Here is a 19302-nt window from a genome sequence, read left to right on the forward strand (position 1 = left end):
CCTCACACAAGCGCATTGTAATCGGTTTTCCGATTACATTTGGTCATCCGCCCTCTCACGAGCACATTGTAATCGGTTTTCCGATTACATCCAGCCATCTGTCCTCTCGCGAGCGCAATGTAATCGGTTTTCCGATTACATTGTGCCCCCACCTACTCACAAGAGCGAAAACAGCCCAGCAAACTCCGCCTAAGCGGAGCTTTCTGAGCTGTTCGTTGGAGGAGTTGCTCTGTTCATCAGTTCAATTGTTCTCGGTGCATCCGTTCATCCTAAGCCTGCTCCAGCGCATATTTCCTCATCGTCTGCTGCTTGAAGTCATCCCACGCCGGTGTGGACAGGCGAGCTTGCTGCATTAGAGGTTCAAAGGCCTGATAGAGCGCTGCAATCTCGCTGAATGAGCCATCGATCAGCTTCATGAAGGGCAGCTTTTGTAACAATCTCAACCCTTGGGCGAGCAGTGCCGGGTGCTTCTTCGCCCCGTTAACCAGGGTGGCGGGGTTAACGGGTAAGCCCAGCGCGGAGAGCACGCGGAACCCTTCATCCATTAGGGCAACTGCCTGTTTCCAGCGGGCAGAGTCTTTGCTTGCTTTTGCCAGATCAAAATCATAGAGATAAATGACTGACATCACCGGAATAATTGAAACCGCATGACTGAGGAGCCAGGCGTTAATATCCTGCGAATAATCCAGCTTATACTTCGTCTGCCGGAAGGCCTCCGCAAGCTCCGTCTTGAACGGAATCTCCCCCTCCAGACTGCCCAGCACCATCCTGCCGCCACCGCTTACAACGATAACACGCCCATCTTCCTCGCGGGTCCCCCCGTTTATCTGGAAGCCAAACGCAATATTCTGCGGAATCCGGCTGTTCTCCTGGAAGAAATGCTGCATCCCGCGGGTATCCCCGTTATTGCCTACAAGCACAATATTCTTACTACCGTTGTCCGCCAGCGCCGGCAGCACGGCCGGGAAGTCATTGTATTTCATCACTACGAAGATCAGATCATAGACATCGTCCCTCCGCAGTTCGGATATAACCTTCACCTGATCCACAGTCGTTTTACGCTGAAAATAATGCCGAAGGACCAGTCCGTCCTTCTGCAATTGGCCCGCCCGCTTCGTTCTGGCCAGTAGGGTGACCTCATTCCCGCCCCGTACCAGCACATGTGCCAAATAACTGCCTATTACCCCTGCACCGATCACTAATATTCGCATTTCGAATCCCCTCTCCGCTTCAAACAGTTGTATTTAAATGAACATCTGTTCATTATGTTAGCGGCGGGGACTCAATCACGCAATTGCCAATGGTGCCGGGGATGTCAATTACTGAACAAACCCGTGTAAATTGTACATTACCGTACCGCTCCTACGACGCTAAGCCGCCTCATTCCATCATCTGCGTATGAAGGGCCACGATCAGCATATCCATATGCCGGGCATGCCGCAGCAGATATTGAACAAAGCTCACTCTGAACAAGCTGCGCAGGAAGGGTCTGCGGGACTGCCCGATGATTACCTGCGTAGTCTGCATATCATTCATCCGCTTCAGCAGATGCTTGTAGAGATGCTTGCGGCTTCCCGCCTCCGTAATATCCATAACCCCGCCCAGCCGTTCGGTCAAAGCCTTCAGCGTATCCAGCCGTTTCTGCTCCTCCGCTGTCTTCATGCGGGCACAGTGTACGTAGTGTACATGCCACTCCGCCTTCAGGCGGTGTGCAATGCGGAAGCCGCGGCGGACCAGCCGTTCAGCCTGCGGCCCTGTGTCTACACAGACGAAGATGACCTCCCGTCTGCTCCAAGGTCCACGCAAGGCAGGCTCCCGTTCCCAGGCCTCCAGCCGCTCATCCACATCATCGGCAATCTCGCGCAGGGCCAGCTCACGCAGGGCGATTAGATTGCCTATTTTGAAAAAAGACTCCAGCGCCTGATTGACCTTCTCCCGCGCGTAGATCTTCCCTTCCCGCATCCGCTGCTGCAGCATCTGCGGAGTGACATCAATCAGCTCCACCTCACTCGCCATCCGCAGGATGGCATCCGGCACCGTCTCGCGCACACGCACACCGGTTAATTGCTCCACCGCATCGTTCAGGCTCTCCAGATGCTGCACATTAACCGTTGTAATCACTGAGATTCCGTTCTCCAGCAGCTGGATGACATCCTCATATCGCTTCCGGGTCACGCTTCCGGGAACATTGGTGTGGGCCAGCTCATCCACCAGCACCACCTCGGGACGGCGGGCGATAATGGCCGCTGTGTCCATCTCTGTAAGCTCAGTGGACTGGTAGGCAATCCGCGCTCTTGGAATCATCGTTAACTTGCCTACCTGCTTGCCGGTTTCCTCTCTCCCATGGGTCTCCAGCAGTCCGATGACCACATCGATGCCCCTGCCCAGCAGCAGATTGCCTTCCTGGAGCATCTTGTAGGTTTTGCCCACGCCGGGGGCTGCACCGATATACACCTTGAAGGTACCCCGGCGGATGTCCTCGATCCGCCGCTCCAGCTCCCGGCCGGTCAGCCGGTGGAACGGTTCTGCCGCCATCTTCACGGCGGGACGGATCGGCAGCACCCGTTCTCCTTCCTGCTCGGCACGGTCAGCCATCAGGAACACATCGATATTCCGCGTCCGCCGCAGGACACGGCTGGCTATGGAGCCCTGCCACTTCTCCTGCCAGCGGCTTTTCTGCGAATGCCCCATCACAATTCGGGTGACATTGTTCTGAATGGCATAGCGCACAAGCATGGTGGGCAGCATCCGCAGACGCAGCAGCTCCAGCTCCTCGAACCGGGCCTGAATCCGTTCAGTCAGCTTGCGGATGGAGCGCTTGAATACCTGCTGATCCTTGGTCAGCGGGCGGCCGCGCAGGAGGAAGGTAACGATAAGCAGGTCTCCGTTCAGCCGTTTGGCAATCTGCTGTCCTCTTCTAATATAGAGGGAACCATTCCAGTGATACTGCGCGGATACCAGGATACGCTCTGTCGCGCCGGATGGGCCGATCAGTCCCTCGGCCTCGCGGTGCTTTTCCAGGGAATCATTGACCCCTTCCGCCATCAGCCGCAGCGACACCTCACGGAGTACGCCAAGATTGCCCCTGAGGGATAGAGCCGGATGCGCGCCCTCTCCAAGCACTCCCTCCTCCAGCCGCTTGAGAATAGTCTCCGGGGACACATCGATCAGCCGTACCTCATCGGCGAGTTCCAGTGTATTGAGCGGCACGGTGCACTCCGCACGGATGCCGGTCATTTCATAGATTTGCTCCCCCACACCGGCCAGCTCATAGACATTAATAGTAGTGATTACGCTGATTCCGTGATCCATCAGATAACGGATGTCTGCAAGCCTGGTCGGGAAGCGGGCCTCCGCACGGTTGCGGTGGGCCAGACCATCGACCAGCAGCACCTCGGGGTTGCGCTCCACCAGAGCATCAAGCGGGAGGTCCTTCTCCTCCTTGCCGTCCTTCAGCCAGTGAATACTGGGCACACGCTCCAGATCGCCAAGCTGCTGAACCGTCTCCGCCCGGCCCATCGTCGAGACCGCACTGATCACCACATCGATCCCCTGCTGCTTCAGCAGCTTGCCTTCCTCCAGCATATGATAGGTTTTGCCGGAGCCGCTGACCGAGCCGATGATGATCTTCAGCCGTCCCCGCTGGAGCCGGTAGATAGAATATAGAATCTCCTCAGGAGACTTGCGTTTATAGGGTGGCACCGGCTCACCTTCTTTAAATAGTCTCTGCACATCCTCCATATATGCTATAATATTCTTCTTAATGCTGTACCCACCATAGGAGGAAAATTATGCGCAATGTGAAAAAGTGGCTTTTTGTTCTTTGTTTACTGGTGTCGCTGGCCCCGGCTTCATTTGCAGAGGGAACAAGTCCCTCTCCGGAAGCAGCCGCCAAAGAAGTGGAGTTTCCGTTAGCCTTTGACCGGGCAACAGGCGATGGAATTAACACCATCGCAGCGGATGGACAAGGTACCATCATCGCCGTGTCCAACTCGTCCTACCTGAATGTCACACACAACAACGGGAACAAATGGGTCTCCCGAAAACTGCCTTCCAGTGACATGTACAACGTTTTTTATGCCAAGGGACGTTTCTTCTTATCTGTCATTCATGTGAATTCATACAATTCCGCGATTGGCAACTACACGTCTGCGAATGGCGACAAATGGACTCCCTTCACCCTGGAATCAAGCAACGGGAAAGCGACAACCATCGGCAATGTTCAGTTTTTAAATGGGCAATATGTGCTGATCGGCAGCCAAGCGGATGATATCAGTCCCATATATATGTCCTCTAATGGAGTGAATTGGAAGGAAGCCGGCCTGTTGCCCGTCGAAGTGCACTACTTGACCTGGAACGGCAACATATACTCTGCCTACTGTGGGGAGTATGAGTTCTTATCAAGACAGGCCATGACGTTGTCCCGCAACCAGTTCCTGACGGATGCCAGTGACAATCGCTATGCGGAGCTTGTTCTGTATACGTCGACCAATTTGACAAGCTGGACCCAGCAATCGGGAACAGTCAAAAAGGACCTCAACTACAAGTTTAGTGTGAATGACGTTCCCCAAACGAGCTACAATTTCAAGTTGGAAGAAGGGTATACGCCGGATGGCGTAATCACCTTGTTTGATGAGAGAAATACCTATACCTCCAAGAACGGAATTCTGTTTGCCATTCAGAAGGCTCCCTCCGCTATCGTGAATCCGTTTGGCCGAAGCCCGATCTATAAGAAGGGCAGCAAATACTATACCTTTGTTAAGTACTGGTACAGCCCCGGTGTGATTCGCATCAAAGCTGGAATTTCGTCAGACCGGGTAAAATGGACGATGACGGACCTTGGCTTAACCGTACCTAATAACATGAATGTCATTCAGGCGGGCCAATGGTTTATCGGCATTGGCTATCAGGGCGGAATTTCCCTTTCGGAGAACGGCTTGACCTGGAAAAAAATCCGCTAGCACATTTCCCCAAAAAGAATGTGGGAATCCCGGCAGTGTCCTCGTGATGCTCCGGGCTTGTTTGCATCTAAATATTCCTCTCTCCCAAAATAACACTTACTGCTAAAGGCTAAGGAACTGCAACATAGCTCACATATGAGGGACAGTCCGCTCCTGCTTATTTCGCCACCTCCGTCAGCGCCAGATTCAGCTTCAGCACATTCACCCGTTTCTCTCCGAAAAGTCCCAGGTCGCGCCCTTCGGTATGCTCTTTCACCAGCGCTTCAAGGGTAGCTGCCGGAATGCCGGTCAGCTTGCTGATCCGGGGAACCTGCACGAGCGCCGCAGCCGGTGAAATATGCGGATCAAGACCCGAGCCGGAATTCGTAATCAAATCCACAGGGAGCTGACTTACAGGGACGCCGGGATTATCCAGCTTCCACTGGGCAATGGAGTCCTTGGTGCGTTGTAGCATATCAGGATTCGATGGACCATAGTTATTCGAGCCCGAAGCTTCGGCCTTGTACCCGATGCTCGATACACGGCTCTGGAACAGAGCCTGGTTCGTGAAGCTCTGCCCGATCAGCGCAGAACCGACCACCTTCCCGGACGCATCCTTCAGCAGGCTGCCGTTCGCCTGGGCAGGCAGCAGCACCTGGGCAAGCGCGGTGGAAGCCAGCGGATAGATCATTCCGCAGAGAATAATGAATACAATGCTTAACCTTACTGTAGTGAAGAAAAAAGCAGCTTTTGAAGCGGAGACCTGCTCTCCGTCTGTCTCATGAATAGATTGTGCCATGATGAATACGCCCTCCTTGTATAGTCAATCGTCTGCCGCACCTTCTAGATCCATATACTGACGAGCATATCAATCAGCTTGATCCCGGCGAAGGGAACGGCGACTCCGCCCAGACCATAGATGACAATGTTGCGCGTCAGCAGTCTGGAGGAGCTCATCGGCTTATAGGAGACCCCGCGCATAGCGAGCGGAATCAGCAGCGGGATGATGATGGCGTTGAAGATCAGCGCCGAGATAATCGCCGAGCTTGGGGAACTCAGCCCCATAATGTTCAGAGCTTCCATCTCAGGAATAGCGAGCGTGAACATCGCCGGAATGATTGCAAAATACTTGGCAATATCGTTAGCGATGCTGAACGTGGTCAGCGCCCCGCGTGTCATTAGGAGCTGTTTCCCGATGGCTACAACCTCGATGATCTTGGACGGATCAGAATCCAGATCGACCATATTGGCCGCTTCCTTGGCAGCGGTTGTCCCGCTGTTCATCGCCAGCCCGACATCGGCCTGGGCCAGAGCGGGAGCGTCATTCGTTCCATCCCCGGTCATCGCGACCAGCTTGCCCTCGCTTTGCTCCCGGCGGATCACCGCAATCTTATCCTCCGGAGTACTCTCGGCTATAAAATCATCGACCCCGGCTTCACGGGCAATCGTGGCGGCGGTCAGCGGGTTGTCCCCTGTACACATGATCGTCTTGATCCCCATGCTGCGCAGCTCGTCGAAGCGATCCTTCATCCCGGGCTTCACCGTATCCTTCAGATAGATCAGCCCATAGATCCGGTTGTCTACAGCAACCGCGAGCGGAGTGCCGCCCAGCCGTGCAATGGCATCCGAGTGGGTATCCAGATCGGACGGCACGCTGCCGCCCCGGGACAGCACCCACTTCTTCACGGAATCGACCGCTCCCTTACGCACTGAGCGCCCGTCCTGCAGATCCATCCCGCTCATCCGGCTCTCTGCCTTGAAGGTAATGAACTCCCCGCCGTCCGCGAGGCTGCTGTCATATTGGAGTTCCAGCTTCTTCGCCAGCTCCAGGACCGAGCGCCCTTCCGGCGTCTCATCCTTCAGCGAGCTGACCGCCGCCCAGGCCGCAAGCTCGGCTACAGTTGCTTCGCCTACCGCAACGAACTCACTGGCCATCCGGTTCCCGAAGGTAATCGTCCCCGTCTTATCCAGAATCATCGTGTTGATATCCCCGGCGGCTTCCACCGCCTTCCCGGACATTGCCAGGACGTTGAACTGCGTCACCCGGTCCATGCCCGCAATCCCGATGGCCGACAGCAGCCCGCCGATGGTGGTCGGAATCAGGCAGACGAGCAGTGCGATCATGACCGGAATCTCCAGCTTCACCCCGATATAATCCGCGATGGGACGCAGGGTGACGACGACAATCAGGAAAATAATCGTGAGGCTGATCAGCAGCGTGTTCAGGGCAATCTCATTCGGTGTCTTCTGGCGCTTCGCCCCTTCGACCAGCGAGATCATCCGGTCCAGGAACGATTCCCCCGGATCACTCGTGATCCGCACCTTGATCTGGTCGCTGACTACGCGGGTACCGCCGGTCACGGAGCCGAAGTCACCCCCGGCTTCCTTAATGACCGGTGCCGACTCCCCGGTGATAGCCGATTCGTCCACAGAAGCCAGCCCCTCGGTCACTTCCCCGTCTCCAGGAATCAGTTCGCCCTGGCTGACGACTACAATATCGCCTTTGCGCAGCTCAGAGGCCGGTACTTGCTTGACCCCTGATCCCGCCAGCTTATTAGCGGTGATGTCCTGCTTGGTTTTTTTGAGCGAATCGGCTTGCGCCTTGCCCCGGCCCTCCGCCAGCGCTTCCGCGAAGTTAGCAAACAGCACGGTAAACAGCAGGATGAAGAACACGGTTATATTGAAGCCTACCGCATGCTCCGCATGGAAATAACCGGGTGCCAGCACCATGAGCAAGACGATAACCGTCCCCACCTCCACGACGAACATGACCGGATTCTTCATTAGTGTCACCGGGTTCAGCTTCACCAGACTATCCTTGGCAGCACTTAGCAGGATGGGACCCGTCAGCAGCTTCTTTCTGTGTACAGTACTCATTCTCTTCTCTCCCTCTCCCTACCGTAAAGTCAAATATTCTGCAACCGGACCGAGGACAATCACCGGCAGGAAGGTCAGCGCGCCGATAATCAGCACCGTACCAATCAGGATGCCAGTGAACAGGCCGTTATCTGTGCGGAAGGTCCCAATGGTCTCCGGCACCGGCTTCTTGCGCAGCAGGGAACCGGCAACCGCCAGCATGGCGATCATCGAGACATACCGGCCCAGCAGCATGACCACCCCGGTGGTGATATTCCAGAAGGAGGTATTATCCGCCAGCCCTTCGAAGCCTGAGCCGTTATTGGCCGCAGACGATACGTATTCATACAGCACCTGGGTCATTCCGTGGAAGCCGGGGTTACTGATACTGCCTTTACCAAGCTCTGTCAGAAAAGCAGCCGCCGTCGGCATCAGTATAATCAGCGGATGAATCAGAATCGCGATGGCGATCAGCTTCATCTCCCGCGCTTCAATTTTGCGGCCCAGGAACTCCGGCGTCCGGCCCACCATCAGCCCGCAGAGGAACACGCCGAGGATCGCATACATGAGCATATTGATCAGCCCGACCCCTTTGCCGCCGAACACGTTATTCAGCATCATGAGGGTTAGCGGGGTAATACTGCCGAGCGGCGTCAGCGTATCATGCATATTATTCACACTGCCGGTAGTGGCCGCCGTTGTAACGGTGGTGAACAGCGCCGACTGTGCGATGCCGAACCGGACCTCTTTGCCCTCCATGCTGCCCTGTGAAGCGTCTATGCCCATGGCGTTAACCGCCGGGTTGCCCGCACTTTCCGCAGCGTAATTTACTCCAAGCAATACCACGAACAGCGTCATCATCGCGCCAAAAATCATCCAGCCCTGCCGCTTGTTCCCGGCAAACTTCCCGTACATATACGGCAGGGATGCGGGCAGCAGCCACATGGAGAGGATCTCCAGCACATTGCTCAGCGGACCCGGATTCTCAAATGGATGCGCAGAGTTGGCTCCGAAAAAGCCCCCGCCGTTCGTGCCGATATGCTTAATGGACTCCAGAGAAGCCACTGGACCGATAGCAATCTGCTGGGTCTGCCCTTCGAGCGTGGTGACTTCCAGCGTAGGCTTCAAGGTCTGCGGCACATGCAGCGCTACAAGCGCCAGTGTTACAAGCAGTGCCAGCGGAATGAAGATCCGGATATGCGCTTTGACGAAATCCTCGAAGAAGTTCCCCACCGAGCGGCGGCCTGTAATCCCTCTGACAAAAGCAACCGCAACCGAGAAGCCGCTGGCAGCCGACGTGAACATCAGCATCGTCATGACCGCCATCTGAGAGAAGTAGGATACGCCCGTCTCCCCGCTGTAATGCTGCAGATTCGTATTCGTGATGAAGCTGATCACCGTGTTGAAGGTCAGCGTCTCTTCCATATTGCCAATCCCGCCCGGATTGAGCGGAAGCCCCTTTTGCAGCCGCAGACAGAGATAACTAAATACCACCAGTACAATGTTCGTTACGATGAAGCTGAGCGCATATTTCTTCCAGGACATCCCGCCACGCCGCTTCAGCCCGATCAGACGGTAAATCCCTTTCTCCGCTGCGCCGAACACCCGGTCTGTCCGGTTCGGTTCATTTGAGAATACATGATATAGATAAGTGCCCACCGGCTTCACCAGCAGTACTAGTATTAAGATGACGACTACAATCTGCACAATCCCCACGGATGGCCCTCCTTAGTAGTTAGAATTTCTCGGGATGAATCAAAGCATAGCCCAAATACAGAAACATCAGCACAGTAGCCGTGATGACAACCGCCATTACTCCGTCCCCCCCTGCTCATCGGTCACACGGCTGCACCATTGTACAAACGCATAGAACACGGTGAATATTGCTGCCAGCATTGCCGTCATATACACATCCATCATCGTTTTTGCCACTCCTCACCTTAGGGTAATCTCTCTCTTGTAACTTCCGGTCTAGCGTATCATTTCTCCCATTAGTTCAGGGTAAGGGTTTCCTCAGGCGCATTAAGATTGTATTAAGACTTCAGGAGGGATGGTAAATCTCTTCACCCAGCACCCTGTTGACTGCCCCGATAAAAGCACCATAACCCCCATCCGCCTCCATCCGGTGCGGGAGCGCCCAGGCAAGGATCACTTCCGTTTCCTGACGATCGAACTCGAAGCTTACCACAAGCAGCTCACTGACCTCACGGGCCGGAGCCCCGCAGGCAAACTGGTATGCCGCAGCGTACACCCCGCTATTCTCATAGGTGCACTCTTGCAGCAGACAGATCCGGTCATAATGCCGCTTGATCAGCACCAGCAGCGCCGTCAGCATGCTCACCCATCCGATATTTCTCACCCACACATCCATCTCCAAGCCTTCTCTCCAGTAGGTTAACTTCAGAATTCAGCGTACCACTCCGGCCATTAGTTCAGGATTAGGGTTTACTTCAGCAGATTAAGATTACGTTAAAATACCGCCGGCACGCCGCTCCAGCCGCTCTTGCAGCATCCCCCGGAACGGCAAAAAAACCATGCCTGCTCAGGCATGGTTAGGAACACTATGAAACGCGCACTATGAAACGCGCTATGCGGCTTCCGTAAGCCGGTTCAAATCACTCTGCTATCATCTCCCGCTTGCAGCATCCGGTAGCCCACACCGATATGGGTCTGGATCACCTTAGGCTGGGAAGGGCTGCGCTCAATCTTCTTGCGGAGCGTAGCCATGAACACACGAAGCGCCGGAATATCGTAGGTAGGACTGCCCCAGATTTCATGCAGGATATAATTATGGGTCAGGACCTTGCCGACATTCTTCGCCAGCAGACACAGCAGCTTATACTCAATCGGCGTCAGGTGGATCTCGTCACCCTCCAGCCAGACACAGCCCGCCGCATAGTCAATCCGCAAATTTCCGTTCGCAAAAAAGGCCGAATCCTTCATCAGCTTCTCGCTGTCCCCCCGGATTCGCCGCAGACTGACCCGCAGCCGGGCGAGCAGCTCCTCCACGCTGAAGGGCTTGGTCAGATAATCATCGGCTCCGGCGTCCAGCGCTTCGATCTTGTCGCGGTCCTCGCTGCGGGCACTGACCACGATGATCGGAAGGTTCGACCACGCCCGGATTTTCCGGATAATATCCACACCGTCCATATCGGGCAGACCAAGGTCCAGGATCATCAGATCCGGCTGACTGGATACCGCCTCCAGGATGGATGCCTCCCCCGTCTCTGCGGTATGGTATTTATAGCCCTGCGTCTCCAGAGTTGTGGTAATCAGCTTGCGGATCGGCTTGTCATCTTCGACGACCAGAATCATGGGTTTATTCATGGACATTCACCTCCTCTGCCAGCAGGGTGAAGCGGAAGACCGTTCCCTGCGGTGCATAATCTTGTACTTCAATATGCCCGCCATGGGCATGAATAATTGATTTGCAGAGCGCAAGGCCCAGACCCAGACCGCGCCTGCCATCTCCCCGCACATTGTCCGCCGTATAGAACATTTCGAACACCTTGGCCTTCGCTTCCGGGGATATTCCCGGCCCGTTGTCAGCGACCTCGACCACAACCAGCCCATTCTCCTGTCTGGCGGATAGGGTAATATGTGAACCCGCCCCGCTGTACTTAATCGCATTATCCACCAGGTTGATGATCACCTGAATGATCAGCCGTGAATCCATCCTGGCCATCAGCAGCTCCTCTTCGAGCACCGCCCGGATTATATGATCCTCCTTGTTGCGGTTCACATGCTGCAGCGCTTCCGCGATCACTTCCTCCAGCAGCTCCGCCTGAAAATTCAAATGAAGCGCCCCATTGTCAATCCGGGTGATCGACAGCAGATTCTCCACCAGATTGATCAGCCAGATCGAATCGTCATAGATATCGCTGTACAGCTCCTGCTTCTGCTCCTCGCTCAGCACCGCCGAGTTGCCGATCAGGATGCCCGCGTTACCGGATATACTCGTAAGCGGCGTGCGCAAATCATGCGAGATGCCGCGCAGCAGATTGGCGCGCAGCTGCTCCTGCCGGATTTGCAGGGAGCTTTCCTTTTGCAGCTCGTTCAGCTTGTCTTTCTCCAGCGCGAGGGCGCATTCGCCTAGCATGGCAATCATCAGACTCGACTCGAATACCTCCAGCGGCTCTTCCTGCTGCATCACAATTCCCGCCACCGCAAACACCGTATCGCCGCTTCGCACCGCATGGTACAGGCATTGGGCGGCAGAGAAGGTATCGGTAGATGCTCCGGCCCGTTTATTGTTCTGCAGCACCCATTCCGCTACCTCACGCTCTGTTTCCAGCATATCCTTTTGGCCGTTCGCCGCGCTCCCATCCTTGCTGTACACGAGCGGCTCCGAGAGCCCATCCCCTGTAACCTCGTAGATGATGATGCTACGGTCCAGCAGCTTGAGCATTTGCAGCGCGGTCTCGCTCAGGATGGCGGGCGTGTCTTTGGCTTGCTGGAGCTTACGGCTGGTCTCCAGAAGCACCTCGGTTCGGTACGCTTTTTGCGCTGATTCCCTGGCCTGCTCCTTCACCCGCAGTGTCAACGTACTGGTGATGAACGAGGCGGCCAGCATCACGAGGAAGGTCACCGGATACCCGGAATCATAGGCCTGAAGCGAGAAATACGGCTCGGTGAAAAAATAGTTAAAGACCAGCACGCTCAAAATCGATGTCACCGCGCTGTACAACCGTCCTTTTGTAACCATCGCATCGAGCAAAACACCCAGAATATAGACTGTAATAATGTTCGCTTCACTGAAGCCGAGAACCTTGAACCATAACCCGATGATCGTGCAGACCAGCAGAATCCCCAGGGTCTTGCCCGTATCAGCCAGGGTGAGAAGCGGAGGTCTGGCATATTGCGGGATTTTGGATTGCAAGGCAGACTCTTGATCCGGGATGATATAGACGTCGATGTTCGGAGCAGCAGCCGTCAGTTTGTCTACGAAATTCGAACCGACTGACCAGCGGCTGCGATTCTGCGACCGGCCCAGGATAATTTTGGAGACCCGGCTGGTTTTGGCATATTCGGCGATCTGTCCCGGCACATCTTCTCCGTACACAGTGGCAACCTGTGCATCAAGCTGTTCGGCCAGCCGCAGATTCTCCCGCAGCTCCGACTTGTTCCTTGCCGTTAACTCTTTCGTTCGAGAGGTCTCCACGTAGAGAGCAGTGAATTCCCCCTGCAGAGCTTCGGCCATTCTCGCCGCTGTGCGGATGACCTTCTTATTGGATATTGCCGACGACAGACAGACCAGGATATGTTCTCTGCTGTACAAGCTGGCTTCGACTGCCCGTTCCCCCAGTCTGCCCTCATAACGTTTGAATTGATCCGCCCTGTACCTTAAAGCCATTTCCCGCAAAGCACTCAGCTTCTGCGATGTGTACAGTTCACCAGCCTCCTGCCGGAGCGGTTCCGTGGAAAAGATTCGCCCCTCATGCAGACGCTCCAGCCAAACGTGCGGACTGATATCAATGAACTCGACCTGGTCCGCACGATCGAACACACTGTCGGGAATATGCGCGGGTTCAGCCATTCCGGTCATGGATGCTACCACATCGGTCATACTTTCCAGTTGCTCTATACTAACCGTAGTGTAGACATCTATTCCCGCGCGCAGCAGCTCCTCCACATCCTGATACCGCCGCTTGTGGCGCACTCCCGGAGCATTGATGTGGGCTAGTTCATCCAGCAGAATCAGGTCCGGCCTCCTGCAGATCGCCTGGTCCAGGTCGAATTCATGCACGATGATCCCGTTTACAGAAATGTCCAGCGGCGGCAGCAGCTCCAGACCGTTAATAAGCTCCGCTATATCTGCTCTGTCATGGGCTGCAATGTAGCCTGCCAGCACCTGTTGGCCGTTCTTCTGCTCCGCATAGGCAGCCTCCAGCATCGCCCGGGTCTTCCCTGCTCCCGGTACATAACTGAAGAATATCCTCAGCCTTCCGCGCCGCTTCTTCGCTGTGTTTTCCCCTATCATCTGAAGGTTTCCTTCCCGCTAAGCCCATCTATAGACCAGCCATTGTACACTGTAGCGTTAGTATAGCATGTGCATAATGAGCATAGTATTACGGATTCGGCTGTGGCATTAAGATTGTATTAAGATGATAGTCCATGCAGCAGGGCTGTATCACATTGCCCATACCCATTACTTCCCGCCGCAACTACGGTGCCATCCTGCTGAAGACCAAGCGTGTGGGTGCAGCCTGCGGCAATGTCCACAATATCTGTCCACTCACTTACCTCGCATTGTCCGTAATCATTCCAGCCTGTAGCTATCACAGTTCCGTCGGATTGTAAGCCTACTGTATGATGACTGCCAGCTGAGATGGCCTTAATGTTGCACCAGCTGCCTACCTCACCTTGTCCGCGCTTGTTCAGCCCTGTATTGACTACGGTACCATCTGCTCTGAGTCCAATGGTATGAAGATAACCCGCCGCGATCACCGTTCCGTCCGATCTTAGCCCTACTGTATGCGAATTCCCTGTATGAGCATTGCCTGCTGCAACGGCAACAATATCCTTCCAGCCGCTTACCTCGCATTGCCCGTATGTATTTTCGCCGCAAGCCCATACTGATCCATCCGGCAAAAGTGCAACGGAATGGCGGTGTCCCGCCGCGATGGCGGATAATGGGTGGATATGCATTTGGATTGCTCCTTTGGTTTCTTTTTTTGTATAAGGATCTCGTAATGATATAGCTATATAAATTGAACTAATGTTTTATGTTTTGGAATTAGCCGTGACTCCAGAGAAGTTTTGGACTTCCGGCCGCTGCCCTTCTACAGATTTCATGATTTGTTACCATTTTTAATGGTTGAAATCCGTAGACTGCTGGTGCTTACGATGCGAGCTTTCCTGCGGAAAGCTTTCAGGCGGTCGCTACCGCTCCTCCAGTTCCAAAATTCCCCTCCGCCACTTTTCCTTTAACTTAAATTTTTAGTTCAATCTATATAGTATTACAAAATACTCGTTACCTTTCAACGCCCTTGTGAAGGGCATTCTCAATAGCCTTGAGGTAGGCTTTACTTGTAAGCGTGGCACCGCTGATGCTGTCTACCTGAAGCGATTGAGCCTGAATCACTCTGCCGAACAATTCATCTACAGATGCTGTCGACTGATTCTCAGCATGCTCCAGGAGCTTGATTGCTGTAACTTTGTGAGCCGTGACGGTTACGATAACCTTATTCGCCCTCCATTTATACATTCCGCCGGCATATTCACCTGTATACTCACCCGCATGCAGCTTGTTGAAGTTCACTCTATCAATCTCTACGGTCCTCGCTTCCCGGCGCTCTTTCTCTGTATAGAGCAAGGCCGCGCCTGAACCGATTAGACTCAAGAGAACCACGGTAAAAAACAACAGCAGCAGGTTGCGTTTCCCCTTCTTTTTCATGTTTATCCCCCTCGCTGTGAATGAATATAATTGTGTTCATTCATTTTCAAGCGCGTTTAGCCATTCTTTTACCGATTCGGTCAAACAGATGTCCGGCCAAGCTCTTGACAGGACCCAGCGAGACCGGATAATAATACGCCGCTTCAAACCAGCCATTAGCCTGGTAATGCCGGAAATCCTTCGACCGCTCATCCAGCATATGCTGAATGCTGGTCCGGGACAGCCGGAACATCAGCAAGCGGAACAATGTGGGAGCCGGCGGTGCCGGACGCATCAGACCTTTGTAGAAGCGGGCCGCAGCCTTGCGGATTCTCACAGCATTCTTCTGTGCGGCTGCCGTGGGAACTGGCTCCATCGTCTGCAGCACACAGCCCCGGGTCACCTGGAACCCGGAGTTCTCTCCCATACTGCTTAGATATTTGCGGATCGCATTCCCGCCGTGAATTCCCTGATTGACGATCGGCGTATAGGTCTTGCCGAAGAACTGCGGCCGATGGAATACATACGCCAGCCGGTCGAGCAGATTCTTCATCGCTGCCGGAACATGGAACGCATAATTGGGAGCCGCCATAATCACACCGTCCGCATGCTCCAGCTTCTCGATCAGCACATCCCGGTCATCCCTCAGCGGACAATACTCTTCACCTTTATTGAAGCACACCTTGCAGCCCCGGCAGAATTCAAGCCTGTAATCCTTCAGGAAAATATACTCAACCTCTATCTCCCCAAAGGTGCGGAGCTGAGCCTCGAATTCGCAGACCGCTCTGTACGTATTGTTCTTTTGCTGATTGCCGATGATTGCGATAACCTTCTTCATGATTGTCCCTCCAGACTAGAATACAAAATAGTGGCTCTAATTCATCTATGCGCTGATTATGAATGAATATTATTTAATTCATTCATAAGGTATATTAACATAGATATGCGTTATTGTCTGTATGGACACAGCTTGATTTTGAACAAATGGTGAAGATGTACAGGTATGGGCTCATTATGGCAAAATAGAATCCTGGCATGCCCAAGAAGCCACAAGCAGCAATCTGCTTCTGGCTCCTTCCGCTTTTCTTTTACTGAATCAACATCAACATCCCAAACCCGCTCTGAGTAAAATACAAGCTTGGATACGAAATATTGCTGGTCCCCTGAGAAGTGTCCATATTCCCACAGGAAATCAGATATGTAAGTCCCGGATATACCATGCATCGCAGGCATAGTGCTCGGAACCGGCAAGCGGGCCATCCAGCGGGCTGAACCCGTGCTTGACATAGAAGCGGCCAGCCGCCTGCATCGTCAGCAGCGTCTCCAGGTAACACTTGCGGTAATGCTGCTTAGCGAAGGCAAGAGCTTTATCCAGCAGCTCTGCTGCAACGCCTTGGCCGCGGACAGCTGCGGACAGGTACATTTTCTGTAATTCACAGATCTGCTGCGTTTCGTCAAAAGCTGCAATCCCGCAGCCGCCAAGCACCTCTCCATCCACTTCTACAATCCAGTACGCCCGGTTCTCCGCGCTATTATAATAGGTATATAAATCATGCAGACTGTCATCTGCCCAGGCCAAGCCTTCGCGGTTGCCGCCGAATTCAATCAGGCATTCCCGGATAATCCCCTCAATGGCCGCATTATCCCTGCGCTCAATGGGGCGGATGGTAATCATATCTTTGTCCTCCTTTTATCCTCTATCTGCTTCGTTTCCTGCTTCATGTACAGCTAATCTATCATATCATTTCCCGCTGAACGTTGCGCCTGCTATACTGGAATTTGCAAGCAAAATAAGGAGTGAAACAGATGAACCGACTGGTATTTTTTCTTGGCTCCGGAGGGGCGGGCAAAACCACCTTAGCCAAGGCTGTTGCAGCCCGGCGTACGGCGGCGGTGTTCGATATGGACATTCTGCTGCGTCCGGCAGCAACCGCGATCATGACTATGCACGGGCTTGACCCTGACGACAGAGATTCCGATGAGTATAAAAGATTATGCCGCGATCTCGGCTACCGCATCACCATGGATGCCGCGCTCGATAATATCGGCCTGTCCAGCGATATCTATGTGGTGGGTCCCTTCACCAAAGAAGCGGCCGATCCGGAGTGGATCGGCCGCGAGCTGGCGCGCATCGGGCGCACACTGAAGGAGGTTGAGGTCAAAGTCGTCATGGTAGGACTTGCGGATGCGGCCATGTTCCGTGAACGGCTTGAAGGCAGACATTCCGCGCTCGACGCCTGGAAGTTCGCCCACTGGGAGAACTTCAGCGCTTCGCTAGGCCACCGCACCGTAGCCTGGCCGCTCCCGCCTGCACAGGTGGCGCAGATCGACAATTCCCACCCTGACCGGAATGTCGCGGTAGCGGCGGTGGAAGCTTTTATTTATGAAGAAGAAGCTACTTCTTAACCGCATGAATATAATGAATTGTCTCAAAAGCAGCAAGGTCATCCGAACGGTTACCGAAGAACCGGTCCTGGATGGCTTCCGGGGACAGGTGCTCGTAGACCAGCAGACCGGCCTCAGCCAGCAACTGCTCCATCTCCGCGTAAGAAAAACAGGATTGCATGGGTTCGCCGCCGGCGGCAGCCAGCTGAACCATTTTGCCAACCCGGCCAGACAAGCCCTGCTCCTCCCATAGCCGCTCATCTGCATAATCCAGCACGATGGAGCTTCCGGCAGGCAGATTCGCGAACAATGCGCTGATCAAGCGGGCGTTCTCCTCCTTGGTGAGGTAGTAGGATACCCCCAGGAGGCTGAATAGGGTTAAGGCATCAGGATCGAACCCCTGTGCGAGCAGACTGGGATAAGCGAATCCGCCCGTAAAGTCCATGGGAACAAGATGAAGATTGCCGGGAACCGCAAGCTGTGCTTCCTTAAGCCTCTGCTGTTTGGATGCCTGGGTAGCAGGAGCGTCCACTTCAAAGATCTCCAGCTGCTCCCCTAGTTCAGGATAACGGTAGGCAAAGCTGTCCAGCCCCGCACCAAGAATTACATACTGCTTCAGCCCAAGACTCATCTCATGCAGCACTATGCTCTCACAGTAGGCAGCACGTGCCAGCGGTGTGGGGGATAACTGAACCTGGACAATCCATCTCAAGATGGCTTCAGGATCATCCGGGTATTTCTCCGCAATCTCAGGATTGAAGAACGTAATCCCTTGCACCATATTCCTGCGGATGTCCGCGAACTCCTGCGGTGATATCAGCTTCTGTGCGACATAATCATCGATGATCTTCGGACTGTCAAATTGACTGTGATATGCGCGGCCAAATGCGGACACTAAGGCAGTTATGCTGGACTTGTTCTGCTTCATTGGTGGTTCCTCCATAAAAAATAAGATTCCCCCTGGCCAGGAGAACCTTATTATATACAGAAAATATTAATATGTAAATTATAGCATATAAAATATTTTTTGTCAATGATAGATGTTACAATATTTCCTGTTTACCCCTGATCTAACGAGCCCATAAGCTGGAAAAAGTATTCGGTCTCATGTGTCTTGTTAAGACTGTACCATGCATCCAAGGTCGCTGGAGCAAATACCTCTAAGACCCTTAGCACTTCCCTCGCGAATTCCAGCGGAGCGATTCCTGATGCCGTGACCAGCTTCCCGCTGACAGCTACAGGCCCATCCTCATGATAAGCTTCCCCTTTATAGCCGGGGCTGACCATTTTCAGGTAATCCAGATTGTTGCTTGTATGCGGCACAGCATCCAGATACCCCTTATCCGCCAGCGCCATGGTCGCCCCGCAGATCGCAGCAACAGCCACACCGAGCTTGAGCGCTTCGTGAGCCCTATCCAAGACCGGCTGATTCTCCGCCTCTCCCCACGTATTGCCTCCAGGTAAAATCAAAAGATCGCCGCTTGCCAAACTGCACTCATCCAGGGTGAGATCCGGCTGTACCGTCAGTCCGCCCATAGTTGTAACCGATTCATTGGTGGCGGATACTGTGATGACTTTTAAGGGTGCTGTCCCCTTTTTGAAGTACCTTCCTGTGTTCAGTTCTGCGGCCAAATACCCGTATTCCCAGTCTGACATCGTATTGAATACATATAGATAAGCTTGTCTGTTTTGCATATTGCAACTCTCCCATCACTATTTGATATAGCCTATTATAGTAAAACTCCC

At 53.9% G+C, this 19302-nt stretch carries 16 protein-coding genes and 1 pseudogene; 2 read left to right on the forward strand and 15 right to left on the reverse strand.

The window, feature by feature from the left end; genetic code table 11:
• Positions 1 to 269: 269 nt before the first annotated feature.
• Together NSU18_RS04100 and NSU18_RS04105 are read right to left on the reverse strand one after the other, a co-directional pair.
• Positions 270 to 1211 carry a ketopantoate reductase family protein gene (locus NSU18_RS04100; RefSeq protein ID WP_341021764.1) on the reverse strand — a complete coding sequence of 314 codons (942 nt, stop codon included), beginning with the start codon at positions 1209 to 1211 and terminating at the stop codon, positions 270 to 272.
• Between the two features lie 169 nt (positions 1212 to 1380).
• On the reverse strand, positions 1381 to 3702 hold the full coding sequence (locus NSU18_RS04105) for a universal stress protein (protein ID WP_341021763.1): 2322 nt from the start codon (positions 3700 to 3702) through the stop codon (positions 1381 to 1383).
• Positions 3703 to 3791: 89 nt separating this feature from the next.
• On the opposite strand from NSU18_RS04105, the gene NSU18_RS04110 reads away from it, so the two are divergent.
• Positions 3792 to 4961 carry a hypothetical protein gene (locus NSU18_RS04110; protein ID WP_341021761.1) on the forward strand — a complete coding sequence of 390 codons (1170 nt, stop codon included), beginning with the start codon at positions 3792 to 3794 and terminating at the stop codon, positions 4959 to 4961.
• Positions 4962 to 5118: 157 nt separating this feature from the next.
• On the opposite strand, the gene kdpC is transcribed toward NSU18_RS04110, so the two are convergent.
• From kdpC to NSU18_RS04160, 11 genes and pseudogenes are all read right to left on the reverse strand, one after another.
• Positions 5119 to 5739 (reverse strand): potassium-transporting ATPase subunit KdpC, encoded by a 621-nt coding sequence (kdpC, locus tag NSU18_RS04115; RefSeq protein WP_341021759.1) that lies wholly within the window; start codon positions 5737 to 5739, stop codon positions 5119 to 5121.
• Between the two features lie 44 nt (positions 5740 to 5783).
• The gene (kdpB, locus tag NSU18_RS04120) at positions 5784 to 7817 is read right to left on the reverse strand and encodes a potassium-transporting ATPase subunit KdpB (protein ID WP_341148307.1); all 2034 of its coding nucleotides are present in this window, start codon (positions 7815 to 7817) and stop codon (positions 5784 to 5786) included.
• Positions 7818 to 7835: 18 nt separating this feature from the next.
• Positions 7836 to 9512 (reverse strand): potassium-transporting ATPase subunit KdpA, encoded by a 1677-nt coding sequence (kdpA, locus tag NSU18_RS04125; RefSeq protein ID WP_341148308.1) that lies wholly within the window; start codon positions 9510 to 9512, stop codon positions 7836 to 7838.
• A gap of 19 nt (positions 9513 to 9531) precedes the next feature.
• Positions 9532 to 9609: a potassium-transporting ATPase subunit F gene (locus NSU18_RS32345; protein ID WP_445321845.1), complete on the reverse strand. Its 78-nt coding sequence runs from the start codon at positions 9607 to 9609 to the stop codon at positions 9532 to 9534.
• 228 nt (positions 9610 to 9837) lie between these two features.
• Positions 9838 to 10167 carry a hypothetical protein gene (locus tag NSU18_RS04130; RefSeq protein WP_341148309.1) on the reverse strand — a complete coding sequence of 110 codons (330 nt, stop codon included), beginning with the start codon at positions 10165 to 10167 and terminating at the stop codon, positions 9838 to 9840.
• Between the two features lie 239 nt (positions 10168 to 10406).
• On the reverse strand, positions 10407 to 11123 hold the full coding sequence (locus NSU18_RS04135; protein ID WP_341021752.1) for a response regulator transcription factor: 717 nt from the start codon (positions 11121 to 11123) through the stop codon (positions 10407 to 10409).
• The gene (locus NSU18_RS04140) at positions 11116 to 13776 is read right to left on the reverse strand and encodes a sensor histidine kinase KdpD (RefSeq protein WP_341148310.1); all 2661 of its coding nucleotides are present in this window, start codon (positions 13774 to 13776) and stop codon (positions 11116 to 11118) included. The genes NSU18_RS04135 and NSU18_RS04140 overlap by 8 nt, the downstream gene beginning before the upstream one ends.
• Positions 13777 to 13895: 119 nt before the next feature.
• Positions 13896 to 14435: pseudogene (locus tag NSU18_RS04145) on the reverse strand (RCC1 domain-containing protein); the annotation flags it as partial.
• Between the two features lie 334 nt (positions 14436 to 14769).
• The gene (locus NSU18_RS04150; RefSeq protein WP_341021746.1) at positions 14770 to 15192 is read right to left on the reverse strand and encodes an FMN-binding protein; all 423 of its coding nucleotides are present in this window, start codon (positions 15190 to 15192) and stop codon (positions 14770 to 14772) included.
• 46 nt (positions 15193 to 15238) lie between these two features.
• Positions 15239 to 16009 carry a flavodoxin family protein gene (locus tag NSU18_RS04155; RefSeq protein WP_341148311.1) on the reverse strand — a complete coding sequence of 257 codons (771 nt, stop codon included), beginning with the start codon at positions 16007 to 16009 and terminating at the stop codon, positions 15239 to 15241.
• A 354-nt stretch (positions 16010 to 16363) separates the two neighbouring features.
• Complete coding sequence (locus tag NSU18_RS04160; RefSeq protein ID WP_341021743.1) at positions 16364 to 16846, reverse strand: GNAT family N-acetyltransferase; 483 nt, start codon at positions 16844 to 16846, stop codon at positions 16364 to 16366.
• A gap of 131 nt (positions 16847 to 16977) precedes the next feature.
• Between NSU18_RS04160 and NSU18_RS04165 the strand changes: the two genes are divergently transcribed.
• Complete coding sequence (locus NSU18_RS04165; protein WP_341148312.1) at positions 16978 to 17577, forward strand: hypothetical protein; 600 nt, start codon at positions 16978 to 16980, stop codon at positions 17575 to 17577.
• Here the strand turns inward: NSU18_RS04165 and NSU18_RS04170 are convergent.
• Both NSU18_RS04170 and NSU18_RS04175 read right to left on the reverse strand, forming a co-directional pair.
• Entirely contained in the window at positions 17567 to 18484 is a 918-nt protein-coding gene (locus tag NSU18_RS04170; protein WP_341148313.1) for a class I SAM-dependent methyltransferase, read from the reverse strand. The two genes, NSU18_RS04165 and NSU18_RS04170, sit on opposite strands and share 11 nt — an antisense overlap.
• A 131-nt stretch (positions 18485 to 18615) precedes the next feature.
• On the reverse strand, positions 18616 to 19251 hold the full coding sequence (locus NSU18_RS04175; RefSeq protein ID WP_341148314.1) for a type 1 glutamine amidotransferase family protein: 636 nt from the start codon (positions 19249 to 19251) through the stop codon (positions 18616 to 18618).
• Positions 19252 to 19302: the final 51 nt, after the last annotated feature.

Source organism: Paenibacillus sp. FSL H8-0048 (assembly GCF_038002825.1).
GTDB lineage: Bacteria > Bacillota > Bacilli > Paenibacillales > Paenibacillaceae > Paenibacillus_AQ.

Excerpts from the sequence above, each read along its gene's own strand:
- NSU18_RS04130 (WP_341148309.1), bottom strand. The coding sequence starts at position 10,167 with ATGGATGTGTGGGTGAGAAATATCGGATGGGTGAGCATGCTGACGGCG.
- kdpB (WP_341148307.1), bottom strand. The coding sequence starts at position 7,817 with ATGAGTACTGTACACAGAAAGAAGCTGCTGACGGGTCCCATCCTGCTA.
- NSU18_RS04170 (WP_341148313.1), bottom strand. The coding sequence starts at position 18,484 with ATGAAGCAGAACAAGTCCAGCATAACTGCCTTAGTGTCCGCATTTGGC.
- NSU18_RS04175 (WP_341148314.1), bottom strand. The coding sequence starts at position 19,251 with ATGCAAAACAGACAAGCTTATCTATATGTATTCAATACGATGTCAGAC.
- NSU18_RS04140 (WP_341148310.1), bottom strand. The coding sequence starts at position 13,776 with ATGATAGGGGAAAACACAGCGAAGAAGCGGCGCGGAAGGCTGAGGATA.
- NSU18_RS04160 (WP_341021743.1), bottom strand. The coding sequence starts at position 16,846 with ATGATTACCATCCGCCCCATTGAGCGCAGGGATAATGCGGCCATTGAG.
- NSU18_RS04165 (WP_341148312.1), top strand. The coding sequence starts at position 16,978 with ATGAACCGACTGGTATTTTTTCTTGGCTCCGGAGGGGCGGGCAAAACC.
- NSU18_RS04150 (WP_341021746.1), bottom strand. The coding sequence starts at position 15,192 with ATGAAAAAGAAGGGGAAACGCAACCTGCTGCTGTTGTTTTTTACCGTG.
- NSU18_RS04155 (WP_341148311.1), bottom strand. The coding sequence starts at position 16,009 with ATGAAGAAGGTTATCGCAATCATCGGCAATCAGCAAAAGAACAATACG.
- NSU18_RS04110 (WP_341021761.1), top strand. The coding sequence starts at position 3,792 with ATGCGCAATGTGAAAAAGTGGCTTTTTGTTCTTTGTTTACTGGTGTCG.
- NSU18_RS04100 (WP_341021764.1), bottom strand. The coding sequence starts at position 1,211 with ATGCGAATATTAGTGATCGGTGCAGGGGTAATAGGCAGTTATTTGGCA.
- NSU18_RS04135 (WP_341021752.1), bottom strand. The coding sequence starts at position 11,123 with ATGAATAAACCCATGATTCTGGTCGTCGAAGATGACAAGCCGATCCGC.
- kdpC (WP_341021759.1), bottom strand. The coding sequence starts at position 5,739 with ATGGCACAATCTATTCATGAGACAGACGGAGAGCAGGTCTCCGCTTCA.
- NSU18_RS32345 (WP_445321845.1), bottom strand. The coding sequence starts at position 9,609 with ATGGCGGTTGTCATCACGGCTACTGTGCTGATGTTTCTGTATTTGGGC.